General features: G+C 62.2%; 22 protein-coding genes, 1 tRNA gene and 1 riboswitch. Of the genes, 8 read left to right on the forward strand and 15 right to left on the reverse strand.

Features of this window, described 5'->3' with window-relative positions; translation table 11 throughout:
- Positions 1-75: 75 nt before the first annotated feature.
- Both OR601_RS02620 and OR601_RS02625 read right to left on the reverse strand, forming a co-directional pair.
- Positions 76-828, reverse strand: a complete 753-nt coding sequence (locus tag OR601_RS02620; protein ID WP_265592101.1) for a DeoR/GlpR family DNA-binding transcription regulator — start codon at positions 826-828, stop codon at positions 76-78.
- Positions 829-830: 2 nt separating this feature from the next.
- Positions 831-1,910, reverse strand: a complete 1,080-nt coding sequence (locus OR601_RS02625) for a Gfo/Idh/MocA family protein (protein WP_265592102.1) — start codon at positions 1,908-1,910, stop codon at positions 831-833.
- A 579-nt stretch (positions 1,911-2,489) separates the two neighbouring features.
- Between OR601_RS02625 and murQ the strand changes: the two genes are divergently transcribed.
- From murQ to OR601_RS02660, 7 genes are all read left to right on the forward strand, one after another.
- Positions 2,490-3,431, forward strand: coding sequence for an N-acetylmuramic acid 6-phosphate etherase (gene murQ / locus OR601_RS02630; RefSeq protein WP_136012426.1), 942 nt, complete (start codon positions 2,490-2,492; stop codon positions 3,429-3,431).
- A 72-nt stretch (positions 3,432-3,503) separates the two neighbouring features.
- Positions 3,504-3,863, forward strand: a complete 360-nt coding sequence (locus tag OR601_RS02635) for a PTS lactose/cellobiose transporter subunit IIA (protein ID WP_136012427.1) — start codon at positions 3,504-3,506, stop codon at positions 3,861-3,863.
- Positions 3,856-4,254, forward strand: coding sequence for a hypothetical protein (locus OR601_RS02640; RefSeq protein WP_265592103.1), 399 nt, complete (start codon positions 3,856-3,858; stop codon positions 4,252-4,254). Before OR601_RS02635 ends, OR601_RS02640 begins: the two co-directional genes overlap by 8 nt.
- A 154-nt stretch (positions 4,255-4,408) precedes the next feature.
- Complete coding sequence (locus tag OR601_RS02645) at positions 4,409-4,732, forward strand: PTS sugar transporter subunit IIB (RefSeq protein ID WP_136012429.1); 324 nt, start codon at positions 4,409-4,411, stop codon at positions 4,730-4,732.
- 33 nt (positions 4,733-4,765) lie between these two features.
- Positions 4,766-6,148, forward strand: a complete 1,383-nt coding sequence (locus OR601_RS02650; RefSeq protein WP_136012430.1) for a PTS sugar transporter subunit IIC — start codon at positions 4,766-4,768, stop codon at positions 6,146-6,148.
- Between the two features lie 88 nt (positions 6,149-6,236).
- Positions 6,237-7,151: an N-acetylglucosamine kinase gene (locus OR601_RS02655; protein ID WP_265592104.1), complete on the forward strand. Its 915-nt coding sequence runs from the start codon at positions 6,237-6,239 to the stop codon at positions 7,149-7,151.
- Between the two features lie 93 nt (positions 7,152-7,244).
- Positions 7,245-8,717 carry a glycoside hydrolase family 1 protein gene (locus tag OR601_RS02660; protein ID WP_136012432.1) on the forward strand — a complete coding sequence of 491 codons (1,473 nt, stop codon included), beginning with the start codon at positions 7,245-7,247 and terminating at the stop codon, positions 8,715-8,717.
- A 71-nt stretch (positions 8,718-8,788) separates the two neighbouring features.
- On the opposite strand, the gene OR601_RS02665 is transcribed toward OR601_RS02660, so the two are convergent.
- The 3 genes from OR601_RS02665 to glmU all read right to left on the reverse strand — a co-directional run bounded on the left by OR601_RS02665 (position 8,789) and on the right by glmU (position 12,120).
- A complete protein-coding gene (locus OR601_RS02665) occupies positions 8,789-9,637 on the reverse strand; it encodes a MurR/RpiR family transcriptional regulator (protein WP_136012433.1) in 849 nt (282 codons plus the stop codon).
- An 86-nt stretch (positions 9,638-9,723) separates the two neighbouring features.
- A complete protein-coding gene (locus OR601_RS02670) occupies positions 9,724-10,722 on the reverse strand; it encodes a ribose-phosphate diphosphokinase (RefSeq protein WP_247647615.1) in 999 nt (332 codons plus the stop codon).
- 12 nt (positions 10,723-10,734) lie between these two features.
- Positions 10,735-12,120, reverse strand: a complete 1,386-nt coding sequence (glmU, locus tag OR601_RS02675; protein WP_265592105.1) for a bifunctional UDP-N-acetylglucosamine diphosphorylase/glucosamine-1-phosphate N-acetyltransferase GlmU — start codon at positions 12,118-12,120, stop codon at positions 10,735-10,737.
- A gap of 303 nt (positions 12,121-12,423) precedes the next feature.
- Between glmU and OR601_RS02680 the strand changes: the two genes are divergently transcribed.
- Positions 12,424-12,497 (forward strand) — tRNA-Gln (locus OR601_RS02680).
- A gap of 139 nt (positions 12,498-12,636) precedes the next feature.
- On the opposite strand, the gene OR601_RS02685 is transcribed toward OR601_RS02680, so the two are convergent.
- The 10 genes from OR601_RS02685 to murB form a co-directional block, all read right to left on the reverse strand.
- A complete protein-coding gene (locus OR601_RS02685) occupies positions 12,637-13,557 on the reverse strand; it encodes a peptidoglycan-binding domain-containing protein (RefSeq protein WP_136012435.1) in 921 nt (306 codons plus the stop codon).
- Positions 13,558-13,656: 99 nt separating this feature from the next.
- Complete coding sequence (locus OR601_RS02690; protein WP_265592106.1) at positions 13,657-14,712, reverse strand: polyprenyl synthetase family protein; 1,056 nt, start codon at positions 14,710-14,712, stop codon at positions 13,657-13,659.
- Position 14,713: 1 nt separating this feature from the next.
- Entirely contained in the window at positions 14,714-15,766 is a 1,053-nt protein-coding gene (gene galE, locus OR601_RS02695; protein ID WP_265592107.1) for a UDP-glucose 4-epimerase GalE, read from the reverse strand.
- A gap of 212 nt (positions 15,767-15,978) precedes the next feature.
- The gene (locus OR601_RS02700) at positions 15,979-17,229 is read right to left on the reverse strand and encodes a coiled-coil domain-containing protein (protein WP_265592108.1); all 1,251 of its coding nucleotides are present in this window, start codon (positions 17,227-17,229) and stop codon (positions 15,979-15,981) included.
- Between the two features lie 144 nt (positions 17,230-17,373).
- Complete coding sequence (locus tag OR601_RS02705) at positions 17,374-18,165, reverse strand: energy-coupling factor transporter transmembrane component T family protein (protein ID WP_265592109.1); 792 nt, start codon at positions 18,163-18,165, stop codon at positions 17,374-17,376.
- Positions 18,162-19,115 (reverse strand): energy-coupling factor ABC transporter ATP-binding protein, encoded by a 954-nt coding sequence (locus tag OR601_RS02710; RefSeq protein ID WP_265592110.1) that lies wholly within the window; start codon positions 19,113-19,115, stop codon positions 18,162-18,164. The genes OR601_RS02705 and OR601_RS02710 overlap by 4 nt, the downstream gene beginning before the upstream one ends.
- On the reverse strand, positions 19,112-19,966 hold the full coding sequence (locus tag OR601_RS02715) for an ATP-binding cassette domain-containing protein (protein WP_265592111.1): 855 nt from the start codon (positions 19,964-19,966) through the stop codon (positions 19,112-19,114). The genes OR601_RS02710 and OR601_RS02715 overlap by 4 nt, the downstream gene beginning before the upstream one ends.
- Positions 19,963-20,574, reverse strand: coding sequence for an ECF transporter S component (locus tag OR601_RS02720; protein WP_265592112.1), 612 nt, complete (start codon positions 20,572-20,574; stop codon positions 19,963-19,965). The genes OR601_RS02715 and OR601_RS02720 overlap by 4 nt, the downstream gene beginning before the upstream one ends.
- Before the next feature lie 6 nt (positions 20,575-20,580).
- Positions 20,581-20,712, reverse strand: a riboswitch (FMN riboswitch).
- An 83-nt stretch (positions 20,713-20,795) separates the two neighbouring features.
- On the reverse strand, positions 20,796-23,120 hold the full coding sequence (locus tag OR601_RS02725; RefSeq protein WP_265592113.1) for a hypothetical protein: 2,325 nt from the start codon (positions 23,118-23,120) through the stop codon (positions 20,796-20,798).
- Positions 23,121-23,134: 14 nt separating this feature from the next.
- Complete coding sequence (murB, locus tag OR601_RS08630) at positions 23,135-25,003, reverse strand: UDP-N-acetylmuramate dehydrogenase (protein WP_323373083.1); 1,869 nt, start codon at positions 25,001-25,003, stop codon at positions 23,135-23,137.
- Between the last annotated feature and the right edge of the window lie 215 nt (positions 25,004-25,218).

Raw genomic sequence — 25,218 nt, forward strand, 5'->3', positions numbered from 1 at the left:
GCCGAGAAACCCAAGGCTCGCGGGCTGGAACGTAAAGGATGGGCTATGGGGCCTCAGAGCGAGGCCCCATAGCCTCTAACCTGCGACGACGAACATCGAATCAAGATCACGATAAGCAGCGGGGATATCGTTGGTAAGCACGTGAGCAAAATCAATGGGCGCAAAAGAGATGGGGGCGATGCGGTCGAATTTAGTGGCATCGCAGATCACGTAACGGCCTGATGCCTGGGTCTGCGCCATGGATAGCGCTTTTATTTGAGCTTCTTGGCGCTCCACGGTGGTGAAGCCTTGGGCAAGGTCGATGCCGTTGGTGCCCCAGAAGCCTAAAGAGAAGTGGAAGCGGGAGAGGGCGTCGACGGCCTCGGGGCCAATGACGGCCTCGGTAGCGTTTTTCACCTGGCCGCCCAGCACGATGGTGGAAAAGCCGCGGTCGCAAAGGGCCAGGGCGGTGCCCAACGAGTCGGTGACGTAGGTGGCCGAGCGTTCCTGCAAAACATCTACCAGGGCACGACAGGTGGTGCCTGCGTCGATGTAGACGAAGTCGTCAGGACCCACCAAGGAGGCCGCATAGCGCACGATGGAGAGCTTCTCGGCAGTATGGAGCTCTGCGCGCTCGGGCAACGTGAGGTCGCGGCGCACGTGCTCGTCCTCCAGGCTCACCGCGCCTCCGTGGACCTTCATCAGGCGGCCGGCGGCGTCCAGCTTTTCTAAGTCTCGGCGAATGGTTGACTGACTGATATTGAAGGACTCGGCCAGCTCTGGCACGGTGACGGTGCCGGCGCGCTTGACCGCCTCGACGATGAGGTCATGGCGCTGGCGGGCGATCATGCTCAGCGCTCCTCGGGGTAGACAACGCCCCAGCTGGCACGCAGGGCGGTCATGAGGTCCATGACGTCGGCTGCCTTGGAGGTGATGGCGCGGCAAGCCTCGTCGCCGGCCACGGCACGCTCCAGATCGGCGATCTCGTAGCAGAGGGCGTAGGCCTCCTCGCCGCACTTGACGGTCTCCTGGCGGCCGTCGACAGTCCACACGATGGTGGCCTCGTCGGCGCGGGGATAGCTGTCCACCTGGATGTAGCACTTGTCAAAGGATGCCACGGCGCGCTTGGGCTGCTTGGAGTGGAGCGACAGGCTTACTACGGCCAGCTGCTGCTCGGCGTTGCGGGCCACGATGCCGCCTGCCTCATCAACGCCAGTGGAGGCCAGGTTGCCCAAAGACACCAGCTCTGTGGGGTTGGAACTCATGAAGGTGCGGGCAAAGGTCAGGGCATAGACGCCGATGTCGAGCATGGCGCCGCCGGCCAGCTTGGGGTTGTAGAAGCGGTTGGTGAGGTCGCCGTACTCCTTGTAGCTGCCAAAGGAGGCCTGTACCAGGTTGAGGGGGCCAAACTCGCCCTCCTGGGCGCGGCGGACCAACTCATGGTAGAGGGGCATATGCCAAATGGTGGTGGCATCCACCAGCTGCACACCGTTGGCCTGAGCGAGAGCGCGGGCCTCGTCCAGCTCGGTGCTGTTGAGCGTGATGGCCTTCTCGCAGAGCACGTGCTTGCCGGCTGCCAGCGCGTCGCGAAGATAGTGGATGTGGGTGTTGTGCGGGGTGGTGATGTAGATGGCGTCTACCTCAGGGTCCCGATAGAGCTCCTCACAGCTGTCATAGATGCGCTTGACACCATAGCGCTCGGCAAAGGCCTCAGCCTTGGCGCGGGTGCGATTGGCGACGCCGTGGATGGTGCGGCCAGCCAATGCCAGCGATTCTGCCATCTGGTTGGCGATGACGCCGCAGCCAATCACTGCCCACCTAAGCTCAGGGGCAGTAAAGACTTCAGAGGTGGGGAAGGGCTTCTCTTTCGCGCGGGCAAAGGCGGCGTCAGCGGCTTGGGCGGCGTCTAAAGGGGCGTTGGCTTGATCCATGGGAACCTCCAGGGAAGAGGATGGTCAAAAAAGCGAGGGAGCCCGAGGGTGCAAGGGCTGGCGTTTTGCGCTTTGGCTGCCCGGGCGTCCTTCGATGACCATTATTGCGCAGAAATGCTCATAACGCGCGAATATGCGCATATTAGGGGCCAACGGTTGAAAATAGCCTGTAAACGGTAGCAAGAATAGGCAAAAACGATCATATATAAGCAATAAGATTGCGCATAAATGCGCGACATAAGAAGTCCTTCTGGGCTGCTTGGGGCCGTGCGATCCCAAGGTTATCCATGGGCTGAAAGCATCTGGGCCAAGGGTGGCCAGATCTGCGGCCAAGCGGCAACGGTGACAGGCCATTGCATAGATAAGTCATAGGCGATTTAGAAACCTATCGGCCAGCGGTTAAGGGAGTGCCGCTAGCGGCCTGATTCCGGCCTGGCTTTCTCAATATGCGAAACAAACAGTTCATTGAAACAATCTTAAATGGCATTTACCAATTCACTGGGATACTCAATGGCAGAGACGCCCCCAAGATCCCAAGGGCGCATCGCAGCCGGATACCCCCTCAGAAAGGCAACGAAGATGGTTGATCTTTCGGGCTTGACCACTGAAGGAAGAAACCCGCATACCATAAACCTTGATGTAATGACCCCCCTGGAGGTGGCTGAGGCCATGAACCAGGAGGACGCCCAGGTGGCAGCCGCAGTGGGCCAGGTAGTCCCTGAGGTCGCCCAGGCCATCACCTGGGGCCGCGCGTCGCTCAAGGCCCGGGGCCGCATCGTCTATTTTGGCGCGGGCACCTCAGGGAGGCTGGGCCTTCTGGACGCGGTGGAATGCCGCCCCACCTTTGGAGTCACCGACAACGTGGTCATCGGCCTTATCGCCGGCGGCCAGCAGGCCTTTGTGAAGGCGGTGGAGGGGGCCGAGGACGACCCGGCGCTCGGAGCCGCCGACCTGGCCTCCATCGACCTTGGCCCTGCCGACCTGGCCATCGGCATCGCCGCCAGCGGTCGCACCCCCTATGTGCTGGGGGGCTTGGACTACGCCCGTAGCCAGGGCTGCAAGACCGTGGCCATCGCCTGCACGCCCGGTTCTGCGGTGGGCCGCGCCGCCGACCTGGCCATCGAGCCTGCCTGCGGTCCTGAGGTGCTCTGCGGCTCCACCCGCCTCAAGGCAGGCACCGCCCAAAAGATGATCCTCAACATGATCTCTACGGGCTCGCTGGTGGGATTGGGCAAGGCCTTTAGCAATCTCATGGTGGACGTGCAGCCCACCAACGACAAGCTGCGCGCTCGGTCGGTGCGCATTGTGGCGGAGGCCACAGGCCTCGATGCCGAGAAGGCCCAGCGGCTGTTGGCAGAGGCTCACTACTATCCCAAAGTCGCCATAGTCATGACCCTGGCCCAGGTGGACGCTCAGGCGGCCCAGGGCTATTTGGACCAGGCTTCCGGCCAGGTGAGAGAGGCTTTGAGGCTGGCCGGAAGACCCGTGGGATCAGACACCGTTGCTTGTGGGGGCCACTAGCCTTCCTGGGAAGCCTAAAGGCTCCGACCAAGATCTCGCACATCAACCCGCTAGAGGGAAAGGACCTCACTTATGGATCGCGAAACCTGTCTGGAGAAGAGCTTTGAGATCGTCGCGGTGGGCGGCAATGCCAAGGGCATGGCCTACGAGGCGCTGGAAGTGGCCGAGGCCGGCGACTTTGCCCAAGCCCGAGAGCTTCTGGGTGCCTCTGAGAGAGACCTGGTGGAGGCTCATAAGATCCAGACCCAGTTCATCCAGAAGTCTGCGGCCGGGGAAGACATCCCCATCGACATGATCTTCATTCATGCCCAGGACCACCTCATGTGCGCCCTGGAAGCCCAGTCCCTTATCGGCCATCTCATCGCCTTGCAGGAGCAGGTCACCAAGCTCGAGAAGCGTTTGGAAGAGCTGGAAGGAGCCTCCCATGTCTAAGAAACCCTCTGGTGCGCCTCAGGTGTCCCAAGTGCTCGAGAGCCGCTCGGAGGCAGAGCTTAAGGCTGTGGCAGGCCACGGCCTGGCCTGCCAGTGGTTTGGCGCCACAGACTACGACATCCCGCGCTTTGGCTTCGCCTCGGCAGCGGTGGCGGTGTTCGCCATGGTGCTGGCGTTTTTCTTCATTCCCGACCTCTTCCGGGCCACCCTGGGTCCCTGGCAGCTGCCTTCGGCGGTTCTCGGCGGGATGGCCATAGGGTTCTCCATTGCTATCATGCAGTTCTTTCACGAGGAGTCCCGCGGCCCCGTCAGAGCCTTTTGGTGGGTGGGAGGCCTGCTCTCGCTCGCCAGTGCCCTGGTGCTCTTCATTATCTTTTGCTGCGCTTACTAGGCAATAGGATGTCTAAAAGCACCATCCAAGAGCGTAATGGATTACTTAAAGCAAACTAAGAACAAGGCAATAGGTAGCCTAAAAGGAGAAAGCTACGCATTACCCGGCAGATTCGCTGGTCGCACGCTAAGCACTTCTCGTTAAGGAGGAAGCAATGAAGGTCTTAATCGTATGCTCGGGCGGCATGAGCTCCACCATCGCCGAGGACGCCCTCAAGAAGGAGGCCGAGAAGCGCGGCCTGGCCATCCAGGTGGATGCCTGTGGCACCTCTGCTCTGGAGGACGAGCTCAAGGAAGAGGCCATCGACGCGGTTATGGTGGCCCCTCAGGTGCGCCATCGCTATAAGGACCTGGAGGCTGTGGCTCAGGCTGCGGGTGTGCCTATCGTCCTGATCGCTCCCATGGCCTACAGCCCCATGGGAGGCTCCAAGCTCTTTGGCCAGCTGGCCGAGCTGGTGCCTGATCTGGTCAGCCAGTAGCCGTCCTTTTGGCCAAGCTTCAAAGGAGCAAGCATGTCATTCTTCGAAACCATGTCCGGCTGGATCGATGAGCATTTGGCCGGCCCTATGGCGCGGGTCGCCGAGCAGCGTCACCTGCGCGCCATCCGCGACGGCATCGTCTCGACGCTGCCCTTGATCATCGTCAGCTCGTTCTTGATGGTCATCGCCTTTGCCTACAACCAGATGCCCGCCGATTGGGCGCTGGCCGCCTGGCTCAAGGCCAACGCAGTGAAGATCCTTTTGCCCTACCGCATGTCCATGTACATCCTGTCGCTCTATGCCTGCTTTGGCATAGGCTACTCTCTGGGACGCTCCTATAAGGTGGACGGCCTCATGAGCGGCCTGCTTTCGGTGATGGCCATGCTGCTCACCATCGTGCCGGTGATGATGCCTGACCTAAACGACGCCGTCAACGCCGCCCTGGCCGCCTCTCCTCTGGCAGACGCCGGCTTCCCCGACGCCATGGCCGCCGTCAACGGGGCCTACGTCATGAACATGAACTACCTGGGCACTGGCCAGCTCTTCGTGGCCATCATCGCCGCCTTCGTGGCGGTGGAGATCTATCGCCAATGCATCCAGCACAAGCTCACCATTAAGATGCCGCCCCAGGTGCCCGAGGCTGTGTCCAACTCCTTCGCGGCCCTGATCCCTACGGCCATCATCTTCTTCCTGTTCTCCGCGGTCTGCCTGTGGGGCGGCTTCAACATCCACGACTTCATCACCGCGCTGATCATGCCGCTGGTCTCCGGCGTCGACACCCTGGGCGCCGCCCTGGTCATCGTCTTCCTTGAGATGCTCTTCTGGTTCTTTGGCATCCACGGCAGCTCGGTGGTCTACTCCATCGCCCGCCCGCTCTGGCTGGTGCTTCTGGATGAGAACGCCGCCGCCTATGCCGCCGGCCAGGCCCTGCCCCATGTGATCTCCGAGCCTTTCTTCCAGTGGTTTGTGCAGATCGGCGGCTCGGGCTGCACCATCTCCTTGGCCATCCTGCTGCTCTTCTGCGCCCGCTCCAAGTACGGCAAGACTATGGGCAAGGCCACCATCATCCCGGCCATCTTCAACATCAACGAGCCTCTGATGTTTGGCGTGCCTTTGGTGCTCAACCCCACCATGCTCATCCCGCTCATCCTCACCCCGGTGGTGAACACCCTCATCGCCTATTTCGCGCTCTCCGTGGGCTTGGTGGGCCGGTTTGTGGGCGCCATCGTCCCCTGGACGCTCCCTGGCCCTGTGGGCGCCTTCTTGGCCTGCGGCGGCGACTGGCGCGCGGCAGTGCTCAACGTCGTGCTCATCGCCATCGGCGTGTGTATCTACTACCCGTTCTTCCGCGCCTGGGAGAAGCAGATCCTGGACGAGGAGAAGCAGGACGAGTCCGAGGCCGCCAAGGCTTGCTAGCCTTTCTGGACTGACCTTTGGGCGGGAGCTGCCAGGCAGCCTCCCGCCCGCGCATCCTGCCCGCACCTTTGAAGAGAAGGGAGGCCCTATGCCTGTGATCGCTGTGGACGGCGGGGGAACCCGCTGCCGCTTCGCTGTAATGGACGCCCGGGGCTCCCAGCTGGCCTATCTGGAGACTGCCACCTGCCATCCCGGCCAGATCGGCCTTGAGGCCATGGGCGAGCGCCTGTCTGCCGGAGCCAGAAGGGTCTGTGCCGAGGCGGACGTGTCTCTGGCTGACTGCGTGGTCTCTTTGGGGCTCGCCGGCTATGGGCCTGGGCGCCAGCGGCCCTTGGATCAGGCGGTGCGCCAAGGACTGGGCGATGCCCGCTCGCTGTTGGTGATCAGCGATGCCGAGGCCGCACGCCTGGGCGCCCTGGAAGGCGCAGAGGGTCTGCTGCTGGTGGCTGGCACCGGCTCCATCTGCACGGGCGTCATCGACGGAGCCTGGGTGCGCGCTGGCGGCTGGGGCTTCATGCTGGGCGACGAGGGCTCGGGAGCCTGGCTGGGCAAAGCCGCAGCCAGCTACGTCTTGAGGGCCGCAGATGGGGGTGCCGAGAAGGACCAACCCCTGGAAGACCGGCTCTGCGAGGCCTTGGACATCCAAAAGCCTCAGGACCTGGTAGAGCGCCTGGCTCAGGCAGCAGACGCTCGACGCCTGCTGGGCACTCTGGCGCCCGTGCTGATGGGGCTGGCATCCGAGGGCGACCGAGCGGCAGGCTCCCTGGTGGAGCAAGCGGCCTGCCAGCTGGCGTCGCTGGTCTCCGGCTGCCTGCGCCAGGCTGAGCCCCAACAGAGCGTAGCCTGCTCCTACACAGGGGGCCTTTTCTCGGCAGGGGCACTGTTGTTGGAGCCCCTCAAGGCCCGGCTGGACAAGCGCGTGCGCCTGGTGGCCCCACGCCACAGCCCGCTCTATGGGGCCTGGCTCAACGCCCGGATGACGCTGGGGGAGCTGGCGCTCTAGAGGTACAGGGTCTCGGCTGCCGAGGCCAAGGGCTTCTCGGCAATGGGTAGTCCATCGATCACACAAGCTTCTAGGAAGTAAAGAAGGTTATCTATGGCTCGCGAGCTTCTTTGGGGCGGCGCCACCGCCTCGTCGCAGTATGAAGGCGGCTTCAGGGCAGGGGGCAAAGGGCTGGACACCCAGGACGTGCGCCCTTGGAAGCCCCGCACCTCCAACGCCACCTGTGAGACCCGCCTGCTTACCGCCCAAGCGGTCAAGGCTGCCAAGCGCGACCTTGAGGCAGGCCAGGGAAACTACCCGTTCACCCGAGGCACCGAGGGCTTTAGCCACCTGCAGGAGGACATCGACCTACTGCGCGAGCTGGGCATCGACATCTATCGGTTCTCCATCAGCTGGGCCAGGCTCTTCCCTGAAGGGGACGAGGCTGAGCCTAATCCTGAGGGCCTGGCCTATTACGACCGGGTCTTTGAGGCCGTGAAGGCTGCGGGCATGAAGACCTTCCTCACGCTCACCCACTATGCGGTGCCGCTGCACCTGGTGGAGGCCTACGGGGGCTGGACCAACCGCCGCCTCATCGACCTCTACGAGCGCTATGCCCGGGTGGTCTTTGAGCGTTGGGGGCAGATGATCGACTACTACCTGCCCTTCAACGAGATCAATGCCGGCTACTTCTCGCCCTGGAACGGCGTGGGGCTCCTAAAGCCCGAGGACGGCCCCTACGACCAGTCCCAGGTCTTCTCAAGCCTGCACCACCAGTTTGTGGCCAGCGCCCGGGTCATCCGCGCCCAGCGCCAGATCTGCCCTGAGGCTCAGTCGGGCTGCATGGTGGCGGCCTTCTGCTACTACCCCTACAGCTGCTCGCCCAAAGACAACTGGGTGAAGTTCCACGACGAGCAGGTTAACGTCTGGTATCCGGTGGACGTGCTCGCCAACGGGATCCAGCCCTACTACATGGACGCCTTCTACAGGGACCACCACATCACCGTGGATATCCGCGACGAGGACCTGGAGCTCTTTGCCAAGTACTCCTGCGACTTTGTGAGCTTCTCCTACTACTCCAGCTCGGTGCTTGCCGCCGAGGGCAACGGCGAGCAAACGGCCGGCAACCTGGTGTGCAGCCTCAAGAACCCCTATCTTGAGGCCAGCGAGTGGGGCTGGCAGATCGACCCAGAGGGCCTGCGCACCCAGCTCAACGCCTTCTATGACCGCACCCATAAGCCGGTCTTTGTGAGCGAGTGCGGCTTTGGGGCCCGCGACACCGTGGAGGCCGACGGCCAGATCCACGACCCCTACCGCATTCAGTACCTTAAGCGGCATTTCGAACAGATCCTTCTGGCTCAGCAAGACGGCGTGGACGTGTTGGGCTTCATCCTCTGGGGCGTCATCGACATCGTGAGCGCAGGCTCCTGCGAGATGTCCAAGCGCTATGGCGTGGTCTATGTAGACGCCGACGATGCCGGCCAGGGGACCTACCGACGCCTTAAGAAGGACAGCTTCGCCTGGTACCAGCGCTATATCCAGAGCTATCACGACGACTTCAAGGCTCGTGGGGCCGCATTGCCCTAAGGCGCAGGACACCCAACGCTTAAGCCCCGCTCGGCAGCTGGATTGCCGGGCGGGGCTTTTTGAGCTTGCGGCTAGCCTTGCTCGTAGTAGTTTCTGGCGAACAGCTGGGTGGTGCGCTGGTAGTTACGGGCAGCCAGAGTGGTGAACAGGATGTCGATGACGGTGAGCTGGGCGATGCGGCTGGCCATGGCGCCACTGCGCAGCCCATGCTCGCTGGCAGCCACCCCTAGGACTACGTTGGCGCAGCGAGCCAGGTCAGGGCTCTCTGCCACACTGGTGATGGCGATGAGCGGGGCCCCGGCCGCCGTGGCGGTCTGGGCGCACTTGATGACCTCCTGAGTCCGCCCCGAGTAGGAGAAGGCGACGGCCACGTCCTTCTCGGTAAGGTTCTTGGCTGCGGTGAGCTGGGCGTGCCAATCCTCGAAGCACAGGCAGAAGATGTTGGCTCTCAGGAGCTTGAGGGAGAGGTCCTGGGCCACCAGCTGAGAGGCGCCCATGCCAAAGAGCGCCACTGTCCGGGCTTGCTCCAGGAGCCGGGCCGCCTCTTCCAGGGCAGGGATGTCCAGGGTGCCCTCGGTGGCGTCGATGGCGCGGATGGAGCGGGCGCAAGTCTTATGGATGATGGAGCGGGTGGAGTCGCCGGGCGCCACGTCGCCCAGGGTGGATCGCTCGGAGCGGCGGCGGGCGGCCAAATCGTAGATGAGGGCGCTTTTGAACTCCCGATAGCCCGAGTAGCCCAGCTTTTGCAAAAGCCGCATGATGGTGGAGATGGAGGTGCCGCTGGCGTCGGCCAGCTGGCGGATGGTCATATCGGTGGCCTCTTCGATGTGACCTATGACAAAGTCGATGACGGCCGCCTCGGTGCGGCTGGCGTAGCGCCGGTACTCCTCAAGCCTGAAGTTGGTGCCGTTGATGGCCATGGGGACTCCTCAAAACGCTTAAGAAAAGGCGCCGCAGGCCTGATGAGGGTCCACGGCGCCTTAGACAGGTGAGCGTAGCTTTCGCGCTACAGGTTCATGTCGGCGCCAAACATGCCAGAGACAGAGATCTCGTTGTAGATGCGCTGGATGCACTCGGCAAACTCGTCAGCCACAGAGATGACCTTGATCTTGTCGTCATGGCAGGTGGGGTCCAGTGGCACGGCGTCGGTGACCACGCACTCCACGATGGGGGCTTCCTCGATGCGTTGGACGCCGGGGCCCGAGAAGATGCCATGGGTGGCGCATACATAGATGTCGCCGGCGCCCATCTTCTTGAGCTCTGTCACACCGGCGCATAGGGTGCCTGCGGTGTCGATCATGTCGTCGTTGACGATGCAGGTCTTGCCCTCGATGTCGCCGATGATGCCCGTGACGGCGGCCTGGTTGTGGCGAGGACGGCCCTTGTGGGCGATGGCCAGCGAGCAGCCCAGCATGTCAGAGAGCTTCTTGGCTGCCTTGGCGCGGCCCACGTCGGGGGAGACTACCACCAGGTTGTCGGTGTCGAAGCCCATGGCGTTGTAGTAGTTGCCAAAGAGAGGCAGGGCGGTGAGGTGGTTCACCGGGATGTCAAAGAAGCCTTGGATCTGGTTTTGATGCAGGTCCAGCGTGACCACGCGGTCGACGCCGGCGGTCTCCAGCAGGTTGGCTACCAGGCGGGCGGTGATGGGTTCGCGAGGGGCGGCTTTGCGGTCTTGGCGCGCATAGCCGTAGTGGGGGATTACTGCGGTGAAGGTGCGGCAAGAAGCCCTGCGGGCCGCATCGGCTGCGATGAGGGTCTCCATGAGCATGTCGTTGACGTTGGTGCCCACGATAGACTGGATGAAGAAGACGTCTGCGCCACGTACCGACTCATCAAAGCGAGCATAGATCTCGCCGTTGGCAAATTTCTCGAGCAGCAGGCCGGAAAGCTCGACACCAAGGTCGTCGGCGATGCGCTGGGCAAGCCCGGGATTGCTTGAGCCCGAATAGAGCTTGAAGCGTTTTACCATGGGCGTGAGCTTGTTGAGGTCCTGATCCAAGTTCATGGCTACCTTTCCTTAATGAGTCTCGTGAGCGGCGGCGCGCTTGGCAGCGTACCCTTCGACATTGACCTGGCGGGCCCGGGCGATGCCTAGGTCTCCTGCAGGGACGTCTTCGACAATGCAGCTGGCGGCGCCGGTGAGGGCGCCTTCGCCAATGGCTACAGGGGCGACCATCATGGTGTTGGAGCCAATGAACGCATGGTCTCCAATGGTGGTGGCATGCTTGGAGTAGCCGTCATAATTGCAGGTAATGGAGCCGGCGCCCACATTGACGCCCTCGCCCATGGTGGTATCGCCAATGTAGGAGAGATGGGGCACCTTGGATCCTTGGCCAATGGTGGATTTCTTGATCTCCACGTGGGTGCCTGCCTTGGAATGGTCCAGCATGTGGGTGCCCGGGCGCAGATAGGCGCGAGGGCCGCACTCCACCTGGTTCTCGATGACCACGTCTTGTGCAACCGTCTCGTCGATGGTGCAGCCGTTGCCCACCTGGGTATCGGTGAGGCGGGTATTGGGGCCCACAACACAGTCTTCGCCAATGGCGGTGGAACCCCACAGGAAGGTGCCCGGTAACAGCTCGGTGTCGCGGCCTACGGTGACCTCGGGCCCTACCCACACGCACTCAGGGTCCAGCATAGTGACGCCAGCATCCATCAGGCGGCCGTTGATGCGCCTCTGCATGATCTTGGTTGCCTCTGCCAGCTGACGCCGGGAGTTCACTCCCAGAAGCTCTGTGTCGTCATCCACATGAACGGTCACCACGCGCTCGCCGGCACGGTTCAAGATCTCCACCATGTCGGTGATGTAGTACTCGCCCTGGGCGTTGTCATTGGTGATCTCGCCCACGTGGGCCTTAAGCAGCCTCCCGTCGAAGGCATAGATGCCCGAGTTGCACTCCCGCAGCTCTTCTTGCTGCTTTGGCGTGCAATCTTTGTGCTCGATGATGGCGGCCACCGCGCCGTTCTCGTCAAAGAGGATACGACCATAGCCGGTGGGGTCTTGCGGCTCCATGGTGAGCACCGCTGCCGCATAGCCCTCTTGAATCACCTTTTGAGACAGGGCGTTGATAGTGGCAGGCTCTACCAGGGGAGTGTCGCCATATAAAATAACCACGCATCCGCTCTCTACATTGGCTTGGTCCAATGCGACGCGGAGGGCGTGGCCGGTTCCTAGACGTTCTTGCTGCAGCACGCATTCCACATGCTCGCCGGCGAGGATCTCTCTCACCTCGCTGGCGCCATTGCCGATGACGGCGATGGCGCGCTGGGCGCCAGCTTGCTTTGCAGCCTCTACCGCCCACCTCACCAAAGGGCGCCCCAGCATCTTGTGAGCTACCTTGGGATGTTTGGATTTCATACGGGTACCTTCGCCAGCGGCTAAGACGATGGCAGTAGTTTCCATGAATGCGCCTCCAAGGCGTTGCTTAAACGAGGGTCTTATCAGGACTCTTATTCCTAAGCCGGGCGCTCAAAAACAGCGCACCATTGTCATCATAGCGCAGGTGCTTAAGGTTCAAGCCCTTGCAATGCCATCTGAGACCGTCAGCACATCTTTCAGAAGGAATGCTTAACCGCTTGACACCTTTCCTTGCCGAGAAACCCATTCCCTTCAAGGTTGTCACGGGACTCTCGATCCAAGCGTCAAAAATGCAGAAGATATTTTCACTGAGCTCGCAGCCGTGGCATGTTACACTAGGTTGTCCCTTGGGGTATCGTTCAATGGCAGGACCCTGGTTTTTGGTACCAGTTATCTAGGTTCGAATCCTAGTACCCCAGCCAATGGCTATTTTTCGAACCCGCAGCCTGTCTGCGGGTTCTTTTTTATTCGAGCTTCGTGTTGCCATCAAGAGCGCAAAAAGGCCTTCCGTCCTGCTAAGGATGGAAGGCCTGCCACTTGAGAAAGGTGCTGATTGACAGCCTAGTTCTGCTCGTCAAAGGCGGCGCAGATGCCGTCTAGGATAAGGCCGGCGATGGTTTGGGCGCTGTTGGCGGTAAAGGTGCCGTCATAGGCGCTGGCAGACGCTGGCAGCTCGATGCGCACATAGGGCGGCTTGTGGCGGCTGGCTGCATAGGAGGTGCGAATGCGGCGGGGAAGATCGGTGGCTTCATCTATGCGAACCGTGGTGATACCGGGCTCGGGTGCGGGGGCTTCACATACCAGCTCGAAAATGGCAGTGGCCCCCTCGGGAATCTCAGAACCGTCGTTGAGCAACATGAGCCCGGAGTTCTCGCTGGTGGCGCTCGCCAGATTCCAAATGCGGCTGGCAACTGTGCGACCTACCGGATCAGAGGCGAACAGCGCGATGGAGCTCTCCTCAAGGACGGAGGCCGCTCGAGCAAAGCCAATGCCCATGGGATCGGGGGGAACATTGGCCTCCTTGCCGCCCCACACATGGTAGAGACGCCAGAGGGCCTTGAAGGTATCTTGGAAGCACATGCCATCTGCGAACATGCCCACGTTCTCTTGGAACTGCTTCACTGCGGCCTCGGTGTGGGCGCCAAAGTAACCGTCAACCGCTCCGCAGGGAAAGCCCAGGATGGAAAGGGCGGTCTGCACAGTGCGCACATCGTTGCCATGGAAGTTGGGGAGGCGAAGGTAGAGCGTGCGGTCGCCCATGTGGTAGCACTCGTCCACCAGCTCAGACCAGGTGTCGGTGTCCACCGCGTCACCGGCGGCCAACGAATGATCGGCTCTGAAACGTGCCACAGCGCTGGCGGTGGAAGGGCCAAAGAGGTCCCCCTCACGCTCAGCAGCGTCGATGGTATAGCCCAAAGAGACCAAACGGTCTTGAATGTCTTCTACGGCTATGCCGCTCATCCCCTCGTGGATGGGTTCCATGTTGCTCCTTTATAAGTTCACGTGCATGTCCTCAGGCACGCACGAAGATATTGCAAAAGACGGCGTCGGCTAAAGATGTGCGCCGTCTAGGGTTTGGCATTAGATCTTGCGGTCTACGAAAAAGCTGGGCATGGCCAGAAGGGCTTTCTTGGCTGGGGTGTCTGCCAAATCCAGGCCTTCGAGGCGCTTTTGGGCACGCTGGGCGTAGTCTTGTGCCGTTTGGCTGGCACGTCGAATGGCGCCGGCCTCTTCCATGATGTGCACCGCTTCTTCCAGCTGGGCAGGGTCGGCAGTATGAGAGGAGAGGATGGATACCAAACTCTCCCGTTGCTCTTGGGTGCCCTGAGAGATGGCCCAGAGGGCGCAGAAGGTACGCTTTCCCTCGGTGATGTCACCGCGATAGTCTTTGCCCACCACCTCAGGATTGCCGTAGAGGTTAAGGAGATCGTCTTTGATCTGGAAGGCAAGACCTGCATCTAGGCCTGCCTGCCGCAGCTCTTCGACCACCTCATTGTTGGCGTTTGAGAGGATGGCGCCAATGGCCAGCGGCGAGCCGGCAGAGTAATAGGCGGTCTTAAGGGTGGCCATGGCCAGGTAATCCTCGACGTCAAGGTCCCAGCGGCCGTCTCTCGCCCATCCCAAATCCAGTGCCTGGCCCTCGACGGTGCGAAGCATCATCTCGGAGATCTCGGTGAGCACCAAGAGCTTGTGGCTGTCATCAATGCGCTCATCTTCTAATACTGAGCTAAAGCTCTCAACTAAGGCATAGTCGCCGTCGTTGATGGCAAGCCCAGCGCCCTGGGTGATGTGCATGGCAGGCAGGCCGCGCCGGGTGTCAGACTCGTCGGCGATGTCGTCATGGATCAGGGCTGCCGTCTGGAACTGTTCGATGGCTGCGCCTGCAGGCAGGGCGGCGGCCCTGGAGCCGCCTAGGCATTCTGCCGACAAAAGCACCAACGCAGGGCGCACGCGCTTGCCGCCATGGGCGCAAAAGTCCTGCAGGGGGCGAGTGAGGTAGCGCTTCACGTCAGGGTTGAAGGAGAGGGCATAGCAGCCGGCCAGCTCGCTGTCGATGGCATCGCGCTGAGAAGCCACATAGATGGCAAAGGGATTGTCATCGGCGCCGGTGCGGGGCGCGGGACTCTCAAAGTCCATGCTACTCTCCCAGCCCATCGGGGTTTTTGGACTGCCAGTTCCAAGAGTCGCGGCACATGTCGGCCAGGTTGTTCTTGGCGTGCCAACCCATCTCGCGGGCTGCCTTGTCGCAGTTGGCGTAATTCTCGGCAACGTCGCCGTCTCGACGAGGATCGATGACATAAGGGATCTCGTGGCCGCAGGCGCGGGAGAACTCGTGGATCACGTCGAGGACCGAGGAGCCCACACCGGTGCCCAGATTGAAGATCTCTACACCGGTCTTGCCGTTCATCCAAGCCAGGGCGGCGACGTGGCCCGAGGCCAGGTCGCTTACGTGAATGTAGTCGCGAACGCCGGTGCCGTCGGGGGTGGGGTAATCGTCGCCAAAGACATGCACGGCCTCGCGCTTGCCAACGGCCGTCTGGGCCACGTAGGGCACCAGGTTGTTGGGGATGCCTTTGGGGTCCTCGCCGATGAGCCCTGAAGGATGGGCGCCGATGGGGTTGAAGTAGCGAAGCAGGACGACGTCCCACTCGGGGTCGGCAGTGTGGAGGTCGGTCAAGATCTGCTCGATCATCCACTTGGACCAGCCGTAGGGGTTGATGGCAGGCTTCTTGGGGGACTGCTCGGTGAGGGGGAGGCTGTCGGGGTCGCCGTAGACCGTGGCCGAGCTGGAGAAGATGATGGCCTTGCAGCCGGCGTTGCGCATGACCTCGCACAGGGTGAGGGTGCCCCCAATGTTGTTGGAATAGTACTCCAGCGGCTTTGCCACAGATTCGCCCACGGCCTTGAAGCCGGCGAAGTGGATCACGCGGTCGACGTCGTAGTTGGCGAAGACCTCTTCGAGGGCGGCGCGGTCGCAGATGTTCACCTGGTGAAAGCTCAGGCGCTCGAAGGCTTTGTCGCCCACGATCTGGCGCATGCGGTCGAACACCTTGGGGTTGGAGTTGGACAGATCGTCCACCACGACTACCTGGTAGCCGTTCTCAAGCAGGTCGATGCAGGTATGGCTGCCGATAAAACCGGCGCCACCGGTGACGAGGACGCAAGTGTCCTCGGGCTTCTTGGCTTCCATGAGGGTCCTTTCTTCATGAGACCTTCCAGGAGGCACCTTTATGCGGTGCCTCCTGGCATAGCTGGTAAGCAAAACATAGTGCAAACAGGGCGCCTAATGCGGGTTGCACCCAGGTCTGCAGGGGAAAACCGCAGAGGCTGCCCCTCATAAAAATGCCTTGCAGCCCAAAGAAGGTGCTGCAAGGCACTGAAAACGCATGAACCTGCGAGATCTTAGGCGAAGCCCCAGCGAGCGCGCACACCGCCGGACTCGTAGTAGGAGATCCAAGAGTCCAGGCTGATGGTACGGATGTAGCCTACATTGTCCATCACCAGGCCGCCGCCAATGTAGATGCCTACGTGGCCATAGATGCGGCCGGCAGCGGTGTGGGGGTGGGAAGGCACAGCGATGAGCATGCCGGGCTGAAGGGTAGAGCGATCGGAGCTAGAGCAGTAGGCATAGTACTGGTCCACGGCGTTGCCGCCAGGGTATCCGCAGCCGGCTGCCTGGTAGACCTGGCTCACCCACATGGCGCACAGACCGCCGCCAGGGGAGCCAACCCGGGAGCAGGCGGCCACGATGGCCGCGCCTTTGCCAGAGGCAGAGCCTGCGGCATTCGAAGTGGCGCCGCCGGCCCCAGAAGCGGCTGGACGGCTGGCCGCAGCAGCGGCCGCGGCCGCTGCTGCTCGGGCCTTCTCGCGCTCTGCCTTCTCCTCTTCTGCTGAGGCCAAGATCTCTGCGTCGCGCTGGGCCATGAGGTCGCGGACCTCGCCAGAGAGGCTGTCTAAGAGCTGCTGGGCCTCCTGCTGCTTGGCCTGGGCGGCGGCAAGATCGTCGCCCTGCTGGGCTTTGAGCTCTTCTAGCTGGCTCTTGCGGCTCTCCAGCTCGGCCTTGGTGCGGGCCAGAGCCTCTTTGGCCTGGGTCACAGAGTCGATCAAGGAGACGTCGTTTTGCGTCACCTTGTTCATGTAATAGATGTTCGAGGTCAGCTCATCAAAGCTGGAGGAGGCGAGAAGCACCTCCAAGAGGTTGGAGTCGCCGGCTTTGTAACTGGCGTTGACGCGGCGAGCCAGCACCTCTTTTTTGGCTGCGAGCTCCTCCTCTTTTTGGGCGATGGTGGTCTCGGTCTCAGAGATCTGGCCATTGACCTCTTCGATTTGGTCCATGGTGGCCGAGAGCTTCTCGGCAATGGCTTCGTATTCCTCGCCTAGCTGGTCGAGCTGCCCCTGAACTTGGTCCAGCTGCTCTTGAGCTGAGGCCAACGCGTCCAAGGTGGATTGAGAGGCCGAAGGCCGTGCGAAAGCGAGGGAAGGAGTGAGCGCGGAAGCTGCGCCAAGGGCGCCAATACCGGCCGTCGCCTTGAGGAGGCCACGGCGTGAAAGGGTTGAGTTTTGATTCATAGGAGAAAAAATAGCGGACCTATCTCCGGCAGGACGATGGTAAAACGGTTGACGGCCGGAGCCGTCAGAAAGCGTGTGCGACATGGCGGCTCCATTCAAATTGCGTGTGCCTGTCGTGTAGTGAGAATCTTTAAGCTACAAATCAGGATACCAGATGCATAGCGGGGGATTCCTTGAGCTCACATATGGTAGTCCCTTGCGGCCCCCGCGTCCACTCCCCATGGAGAATTAAAGCAGGGACAACCCTATCACGTATATAAGACCATAGATGCATAATACCGCGTCCACCTGCCCCAGATGCGGTTTCTTCCAAATAGTGCGCGGGCGGTTGGGATCGTAATGGCGAGCCTCGAGGGCCAGTGACAGCCCTTGGGCATGACGCAGCGCGCCGGCGAACGTGGGCACCAAAATGCTCAAAAGGGCCTGCAGGCGCCTCACTGGGCCTCCGGAGTCAAAGGCGGCCCCGCGAGCGCGCTGGGCATCCATGACGCTTTGGATCTCTAAGGTGAGGGTGGGCACAAATCGCAGCGCCAGTGCCAGCACAAAGGCCAGTTGCTCCACCGGCACGCCCAGGCGACCCAGAGGAGAGAGCAGCGACGAAAGGGCACGGGTGAGCTGCAGCGGCTCGGTCACGGCCAAAAGCAGAGCTCCGTTCACCACCAAAAGCCCCAGCCTGGTGGCGGTGAGGGCTGCCGAGAAGAGCCCGCCCTCATGAATGGCGAGCGCCCCCCAGCTCCAAAGCAGCGGGCCTTCTGGATTCACGAACAGGTTGAGCAGCGAGAAGACTGCCAGCAACACCAGAAGTGGTGCCGAGGAAGCCAAAAGCGACATCGGCGAGATGCGCCCCAGCGCACAGAGTCCCAAAAAGCCTGCCAGCGCCCAGAGAGCCTGCATCGGTGAGACGATCAAGAAGATGGTGGTCATAAAGGCCACGGTTACCAGGATCTTGGCGCGGGCGTCGGCTCTGTGGAGAGGCGAGGAGCCCTTCTGGTAGCGGCCGAACTCCCCTAGCGCGCTCATGAGGCGCCTCCCAAAGACGGGCCGCCAAAAGTGTTGCCGCTCGAGGGCGCGTTCTCAGGGGAGTCCGCAGAGCCGGGGGTCTCCAAGGCGGCGCGACGGGCGCCGGGTATCAAATCCCGCTGTGCGAGGATGGCTTTTACCAGGGCATCCTCTGTGAGAGGGGCGCCTAGGGAGGCTCCGGTGCGCGCTTCCAGCTGATGGGCGAAGGCCAGGGGAGCAGGGAGGCCCAGCCCCAGGCGACGGAGTTTCTCGGCATGGGAAAAGACCTGGGCACAGGGGCCTTCTAGGGCGACGGCACCCTGGTCGAGCACCACCATCCGGGAGGCGATGCGTCCGGCAGCATCCATGTCGTGGCATACCATGAGCAGGGCGCCGGTGGGGGTGACCAGCTGGGACAAGGCACGCTCTACCAGGGACCGGCCCTCAGGGTCGAGCGCAGAGAGGGGTTCGTCGAGCACCAGGTTGCGCGGCTTCATGGCCAGCACGCCTGCGATGGCCACCAGGCGCTGCTGGCCTCCGGATAGCTCGAAGGGCGAGCGGCGGGCGAGATGCAAGACCTCCAAAAGATCCAGGGCCTCGGTGGCGGCGCAGGCGGCCTCCTGGGCAGAGAGACCGGCGTTTTTGGGGCCAAAGGCCACGTCGTCGAGCACGCTGGCGGCGAAGAGCTGGCGCTCCGGGCGCTGCATCACATAGCCCAGGCGCCAGGGAAGCTCAGGGTCGCGCCTGGGGCGGCCCAAAAAACCCGAGCGCCAAATTGGGGCTCCGTCGACCTCGATAGTGCCGCTCTTGGGACGCAACAGACCGGCAGCAAGTTTGAGTACCGTGGATTTGCCCGAGCCAGTTGCTCCGGCCAGCACGGTGAGAGCGCCGTCGGGCACAGCAAGGCTCAGATTGGAGATTACCGGCTGGGCCTCATAGCCAAAGGTCACCTGGGAAAAGTCGAGGCTCATGAGGCGCCACCTGCCAGCTGGTCCAAAAGGGTCGCAGGAGAGACGGTGGGGCTCACGGGCATGCCAGAGCGAGCCAGAGCCAATGCCAGCGAGGTGGCGAAGGGGGGCTCCAGCGAAAACGAGGCGAGGCGGCTCGCCTGAGTGAGCACCTGCTCAGGGGCGCCCTGCAGTGCGATCTTTCCTCTGGACAGCACAATGATGCGGTCTGCGGCGGCCGCTTCGTCCATGGAGTGGGTCACCAGCACGCAGGCATGCGGAGCGCCCAGCGAGGCCAGTGTGGCAGCCACTTGACGGCGGCCCTCCACATCGAGCCTGGCGCCAGGCTCGTCCAGCACCAAGAGCGCCGGGTCGCACGCCAGCGCCCCTGCAATGGCCACCCGCTGTTGCTGGCCGCCAGAAAGCCGAGTGGGATCTTGGCTTGCCAGTGTTTCCAGGTGCGTGGCCTCAAGGGCGTCGTCGACCGCCTGATCGATGGCGGCGGGGTCCCAACCCAGATTCTCGGGGCCAAAGGCCACGTCTTGGTCCACCTGAGTGGTCAAAATGGCGTCCTCGGGGGTTTGAAAGACCATGGCGCTTCTGTCCCGCGCCTGCTGATAGGCCTCGCCGTCAGGGACGCCGTCCACAAAGCAGGTGCGGCCCATGAGCTCCACGGCGCCCTCATCGGGCGCCAGGATGCCTGCCAAAAGGCGTGCCAGCGTGGATTTTCCCGAGCCGTTGGCCCCCAAGAGGCAAAGGCGCTCTCCGGCCTCTACCGATAAGGACACATCGTCTAGCGCCCAGGTGGCCCCGCCGTCGTAGGAAAAGCGCACGTGCTCTAGCTTGGCTACCTGCAAGTCTTCCCTAGGGCTCATTGGCCTACCATGGTGGAGACGGGTTTGTAGACCGCCAGCGTAAGGGCGGTGTTAATGGCGATCTTCAGCAGGTTGAAGGGTAAAAGCACCGGCACGATGAGGGTGGCCACGGTCTCCAGCGGCATGCCCGAGTAAAGGGGCGTGATCACCAGGTTTCCCAAGAGGGCCACTGCAAGGGTGACGACTGCAGCGATGAGCAGCCCTGCTACAGCTCCCTTGAAACTGTGATGGCGCCTGTAGATAAAGGCCGCGGGCAGGGTGGCTGCCAGAGAGCAGGCCATGGCCATGATGGCGCCAAAGGGGTCTGTGAACAGGCGGATCACCCAGGGAAGCACTGCGGTGCAAGCGCCGATGGCCGGCCCAAACAAAAGGCCTGCCACCAGGCATACCACGCCGGAGGGGTCGTACTTGAGGTACGGGGCCAAAGGAAAGATGGGGATCTCGATGAAGCTGGCCACCAGGGCAGCGGCGCAAAAGAGCGCCGAGATCGCCACGCGCCTGGAGTTCCAGGAACTCGCATCCTTCGAAGTGGCGTGGGCCGAGGGCCTCTGCCCGTTGGCGGGCTGGGTAGATGATTTGGTTTTAGATGAGGAAGTTTGCCACGTCATGGCTGCACCCCGTTTCTTCCATCCGGACTGTCACCGTTGGCTCCAGACTTGCACTGGATCGGCCGCATGCGCGGTTTGCGGGCTTGGCATAGACGCCTTACCGCCAGTGGGGAATTGCACCCCGCCCTGAAACGTCAGGTGAGACTCTACTCCTCTCAAAGGGCCAAATGCAACCTTCGAGAGGAGCGAGAGCGGTCATTGCAAGAAAGGGCGTCAAACCCCTAAGAGGCTGAATCCTGCCTGCGAGGAGCACGCGAGCGCACGAATCCCGCGACGGTGCCCATGGCCCTGGCTCCCCAGAGGAGGCCGGCCACCATAGGGGAGAGCTCGGTGGACGTCTCGTTTTCTTGAGGCACGCGAGGGAACGCCGTGGCGGGGAACGGATGGATGGTTTCCGCGGCCGCGGCCGCGTTCTTTTGCGCTGCGGCCGAGATGCCGTCTTGGGCCGCCGAATCCAGCCCAGGCAGGGGATCCTCTTCCAAAGGCTGCTGGGTGGCAGGCTCGTCGTAGAGGGCTACCAGCTGCAAATCCGTCTCCACCGGAGTGTCAAAGTCAAAGGACTCGCCGTCTTTGGCGTTGGCCCAGCCGCTGAAGACCGCCAAAGGTTGGCCCGAGGGCACGCCGGGCTCGCCAGGCTTCTCGATCAGAGAGCCAGGGGCCACCAGATGGGTGTCGATAAGCGCGCCGTCAGAGGTATAGAAGCACACTTCGCATACGGGACGTGCCGATAAGAGCCGCTCCTCGTGGTCGTCTACAAACTGGTCGGAAGAATCGGGATCGCCGGTGGTGGCCGCTCCCTCCTCAAGCCAGCCAAAACCCTGGTAGGCAGGGTCATTCTCGGGAAGGGTCAAGGTGAAGGTGCCCCGGGCCCCGTCGTCGCGGTAGTTGTAGAAGTCTCGGGCGCGGCCGGCGCGGTTGCGGCCCAGCAGGGTGCCTTGGACTTGGGCGTTGCCGGCGTTCAAGATGCCGCCGCCTCGACGGGCGGTGTTATGGGCCACGGTGCCTCTGGCCATGGTGAGCGAGCCGGTGTTCACAATACCGCCGCCCATATCCTCCACCATGTTGTAGACAAGCACTGCGCCCTCGGTGGCCAGATGCCCGCGGTTGAAGACGCCGCCTCCGTTTTGGGCGGCGTTGTGCGACAGGCCCGAGGAGCCCAAAAGCACCGTGCCGGTGTTGTAGATGCCGCCGCCCATGCCCTGGGAGGCGTTGTGCACGATGGTGGCGCTCACGCATTCCAGTTTGCCGGTGTTATAGATGCCGCCTCCGCCATATTGGGTGGAGTTGGCCTGGTTGTCCACAATGTCGCCCTGGGTGATGTGCACGCGGCCGGAGGCGTTGTAGATGCCGCCTCCGTAGAGGGCGCGGTTGCGGGAAAGCCCCGCGCCTGCGATCTCGATGGAGCCGGTGCGAGTGTTGAAGACGCCGCCGCCGGTATAGAGGGCGCAGTTGCCGGCAATGGTGCCGTCGGCCAGCGACAGGCGTCCGGTGTTGAAGACGCCGCCGCCCGAGCCCTGCGTGCCTTCGGCCGCGTTTTTCACGATGGAACCGCCTTCCATGGCCAGGCTGCCCCGGTTATAGATGCCCGCGCCGGAGTCGGCCTCGTTGGCGACGATCACCGCGCCTGCCTCCTGGAGGCGGCCAGAATTAAAGACGCCGCCGCCCATGGCAGCAGAGTTATGGGAGACGTCTCCTCCCGCGAGCATCACTTCGCCGGTGGAATAGATGCCGCCACCTCGATGGTCTGCCTCATTGGCGGTGATGCGGCCGCCAGAGACATCCACCGAGCCCTTGCCCACGCAGTAGACGCCGCCGCCGTGGGTGGCCGCATTGCCCTCGATGGTGCCCCCGGTCATCTTGAAGGCAGCGTGGTCGCAGTAGACGCCGCCGCCAAAGGGGCGTGCCTCCGAGCCCTCGCGGTTGTTGTTGGCGATGGTTCCCCCAGACATGGTGAAGCAGGCTCCCTCAAGAATCTGCACCGCCGCTCCGGGCACCGCCGAGCTGGCTTGGGCCGTAGAGCAGTTGGTGATACGGCCGCCACCCATAAAAAACTTGGCGTTCTCCCCGCTGACCCTCACCGCGCACCCTGAAGCTTTGTCATCTTGGGGCTTTACCTGCCAGCCCTCGATGGCGGCGCAGTGCCCCATGACCAGCGTGCCTTCACACTCCACCACCGAGCCTTGGGGAAGCTCCTCTTTTGCCTTGGGCGCCTTGGCCAACAAGGCCACGTCGAGCTCGAGCAACCCCTCTGGGGCCACCGAGAAGAGCGATTCTCCCGCCGGGAAGGGAGGCTCCAAGATGATGGACCCCGCCACATGGAGGGTGGCGCTGGCAGGGACGCTAAAGAGCGTCTTTACGCCAGGGGCCACGCGCAGCCGTGTGGCACAGCAGAGCAGGTCGATGCGAGCGCCCTCGGGGATGGTCACGGGCGTGTCGGCATAGACCACGGCAGGCAGCGCCATGGTGCCTGAGACCTCGGGGCTTCCAAGCAGCTCTGCCAAGTCGCTCCAGGAAGCGGGGCAGTGAAGTTGTGGGGTATCTGGCATGGGGTTTCCACTTGTCATGATGTATATGGCCCTACAAATCTCACTTCGGGCTCAAGCGTCACGCCGGAGTGCTCGAGCACCTGTTGTTGGACATGTTCGATCAACGCCTTTACGTCGCGAGCGGTGGCATTGTGGGCGTTTACCACAAAGCCTGCGTGCTTAGGAGAGACCTCGGCGCCGCCTATGCGAGCCCCCTGGCAGCCTGCCTCGGTGATGAGCTTGCCGGCGAAGTGGCCCTCGGGGCGCTTGAAGGTCGAACCTGCACTGGGCATCTCAAGAGGTTGCTTTTCTTCTCGGCGGCAAGTGAGGTCGTCCATCTTGGAGCGAATGTCGCCGCTGTCGGCGGGCGCGAGGCGGAAGGTAGCAGAGATGACCACCAAATGGTCTGTCTTCACGCGGCTGGTGCGATAGCCCAAGTCCAGGTCCTTGGCTACCAAGGTTTCTGTGTGACCGTCGCTGAAGAGCACCTCTGCGCTCTCCAGCACGTCGGCTATGCAGCCGTCGTAGGCTCCGGCATTCATAAAGACGGCGCCGCCTACGGTGCCGGGGATGCCGCAGGAAAACTCCAGGCCGCTCAGAGAGAGGGCCGCCGCCATCTCTGCGGCATCTGCGAGCGCCACGCCAGCTTGGCAGGTGAGGCGGGTGCCGTCATGGGCTACATCTAAAAGCCCGCTGGACACATCCACCATGACGCCGCGGTATCCGGCATCAGAGACCAAAAGGTCGCTGCCTTTGCCCAAGACGAAGAAGGGGACCCCCTTGTCGCGCAGAAGGCGCACGGAGTCTATGAGCTGGCCGCGGCTCTTAGGGGTGATGTAGACGTCTGCCGGCCCGCCGATCTTGAACGTGGTGTGATCTTTCATGGGTTCGCCCAAGACGACGCCGTCCTTGCCCAAGATATCGCCCAGTTCTTGGGCGATGGCATAGCGATCGAAGCCGCTGACAAGGGCGTCTAAGATGCGGGCTTCGCGCAAGGAGTCGTCCAAGCCCATAAGCGGGCTTTCCTTGGCGCCCGACAAGAAGCAGGAGCAGAAGTGCTGGATCTGCGCGCTAAAGTCGTCGCCAGGCAGCGGGGCTTTTAGAAGCTCGTCCTCGCCGCCTTGGCGATGGAGCACCGCGCGCACCGGACGGGTTATATCGGAGATCTCAATGGAACCCTCATTGCCAAAGATGGTGGCAGCGCAGCCTAAGTCCTGGGTGGCATCGCAGGTGAGAGTGCACCCATAGGTGCCAATGCCCATGGTGGCGCTGTCTTGCCAGTCCACCTCGTCGCGATAAAGATGGCTGGCTTTGTGTACCTTGATATCGCCCGAGCAATACTCTGCGAGGTAAGTGGCGCCATAGATGCCCATATCGAGCGCCTGGCCGCCTCCTATAGGCTCTGTAAACCAGGGGCGTGCCTGCGAAGGGTCCACCTTGCGGATAAGGGATGCCTCGACACCCGAAACCTCGCCTATGGCCCCTTGGCTCACCCGCTGGCGCACCAGCTGGTAGAGCGGGGTGAAGCGAGGCTTCATAGCTTCCATGTAAAAGCGATCGTGCTCCAGGGCGGCTTTGGCCACCTGGCTAAACTCTGCGGCGGTAAGGGCGCAAGGCTTCTCGCATAGGACGGCTTTGCCGGCTTCGATAGCCTCCAACGAATAGGGTGCGTGCGATGCCGGAGGCAGGGCGATATAGATAGCATCGATATCCTGGCGCGCCAAAAGCTCTTGGGCAGAGCTTTGAGCTTCCATGCCATACTCAGCGGCGAATTTCTCGCAATGGTCTTGGGTGGGACTCCATAGGGCAACCAGTTCACAATTGGGTTCCTGCGCGCAGGATGCGGCAAAGCGGCGTGCGATGCCGCCTGAGCCCAAAATGCCCCATTTCACCATCTCGCTCATGCTTAAAAACCTCCCACCACGGCCTAGGGCCGCAAACTCGGTTGCTTAATGAACGCCTCTAGGACTGTACCCAAGGGGTGAGAAAGACTCCTTGGCCCGTCCTATATCTATAGAGTAGGACGGGGCAGCCGTACCCTCGTAGTTGTGGAGGAAGTGTAAGAGGGTAGAGGGCTCAAAGAACCAGGTCTAGGGAAAGTATAGATGAAAATAGATAT

The sequence above is a fragment of the Leptogranulimonas caecicola genome (assembly GCF_023168405.1).
In the GTDB taxonomy this organism is placed as follows: domain Bacteria; phylum Actinomycetota; class Coriobacteriia; order Coriobacteriales; family Atopobiaceae; genus Leptogranulimonas; species Leptogranulimonas caecicola.

Bases quoted from the DNA above. Each gene is read 5' to 3' on its own strand.
- OR601_RS02620 (WP_265592101.1), bottom strand. From the start codon at position 828: ATGATCGCCCGCCAGCGCCATGACCTCATCGTCGAGGCGGTCAAGCGC.
- OR601_RS02625 (WP_265592102.1), bottom strand. From the start codon at position 1,910: ATGGATCAAGCCAACGCCCCTTTAGACGCCGCCCAAGCCGCTGACGCC.
- murQ (WP_136012426.1), top strand. From the start codon at position 2,490: ATGGTTGATCTTTCGGGCTTGACCACTGAAGGAAGAAACCCGCATACC.
- OR601_RS02635 (WP_136012427.1), top strand. From the start codon at position 3,504: ATGGATCGCGAAACCTGTCTGGAGAAGAGCTTTGAGATCGTCGCGGTG.
- OR601_RS02640 (WP_265592103.1), top strand. From the start codon at position 3,856: ATGTCTAAGAAACCCTCTGGTGCGCCTCAGGTGTCCCAAGTGCTCGAG.
- OR601_RS02645 (WP_136012429.1), top strand. From the start codon at position 4,409: ATGAAGGTCTTAATCGTATGCTCGGGCGGCATGAGCTCCACCATCGCC.
- OR601_RS02650 (WP_136012430.1), top strand. From the start codon at position 4,766: ATGTCATTCTTCGAAACCATGTCCGGCTGGATCGATGAGCATTTGGCC.
- OR601_RS02655 (WP_265592104.1), top strand. From the start codon at position 6,237: ATGCCTGTGATCGCTGTGGACGGCGGGGGAACCCGCTGCCGCTTCGCT.
- OR601_RS02660 (WP_136012432.1), top strand. From the start codon at position 7,245: ATGGCTCGCGAGCTTCTTTGGGGCGGCGCCACCGCCTCGTCGCAGTAT.
- OR601_RS02665 (WP_136012433.1), bottom strand. From the start codon at position 9,637: ATGGCCATCAACGGCACCAACTTCAGGCTTGAGGAGTACCGGCGCTAC.
- OR601_RS02670 (WP_247647615.1), bottom strand. From the start codon at position 10,722: ATGAACTTGGATCAGGACCTCAACAAGCTCACGCCCATGGTAAAACGC.
- glmU (WP_265592105.1), bottom strand. From the start codon at position 12,120: ATGGAAACTACTGCCATCGTCTTAGCCGCTGGCGAAGGTACCCGTATG.
- OR601_RS02685 (WP_136012435.1), bottom strand. From the start codon at position 13,557: ATGGAACCCATCCACGAGGGGATGAGCGGCATAGCCGTAGAAGACATT.
- OR601_RS02690 (WP_265592106.1), bottom strand. From the start codon at position 14,712: ATGGACTTTGAGAGTCCCGCGCCCCGCACCGGCGCCGATGACAATCCC.
- galE (WP_265592107.1), bottom strand. From the start codon at position 15,766: ATGGAAGCCAAGAAGCCCGAGGACACTTGCGTCCTCGTCACCGGTGGC.
- OR601_RS02700 (WP_265592108.1), bottom strand. From the start codon at position 17,229: ATGTCGCACACGCTTTCTGACGGCTCCGGCCGTCAACCGTTTTACCAT.
- OR601_RS02705 (WP_265592109.1), bottom strand. From the start codon at position 18,165: ATGAGCGCGCTAGGGGAGTTCGGCCGCTACCAGAAGGGCTCCTCGCCT.
- OR601_RS02710 (WP_265592110.1), bottom strand. From the start codon at position 19,115: ATGAGCCTCGACTTTTCCCAGGTGACCTTTGGCTATGAGGCCCAGCCG.
- OR601_RS02715 (WP_265592111.1), bottom strand. From the start codon at position 19,966: ATGAGCCCTAGGGAAGACTTGCAGGTAGCCAAGCTAGAGCACGTGCGC.
- OR601_RS02720 (WP_265592112.1), bottom strand. From the start codon at position 20,574: ATGACGTGGCAAACTTCCTCATCTAAAACCAAATCATCTACCCAGCCC.
- OR601_RS02725 (WP_265592113.1), bottom strand. From the start codon at position 23,120: ATGCCAGATACCCCACAACTTCACTGCCCCGCTTCCTGGAGCGACTTG.
- murB (WP_323373083.1), bottom strand. From the start codon at position 25,003: ATGAGCGAGATGGTGAAATGGGGCATTTTGGGCTCAGGCGGCATCGCA.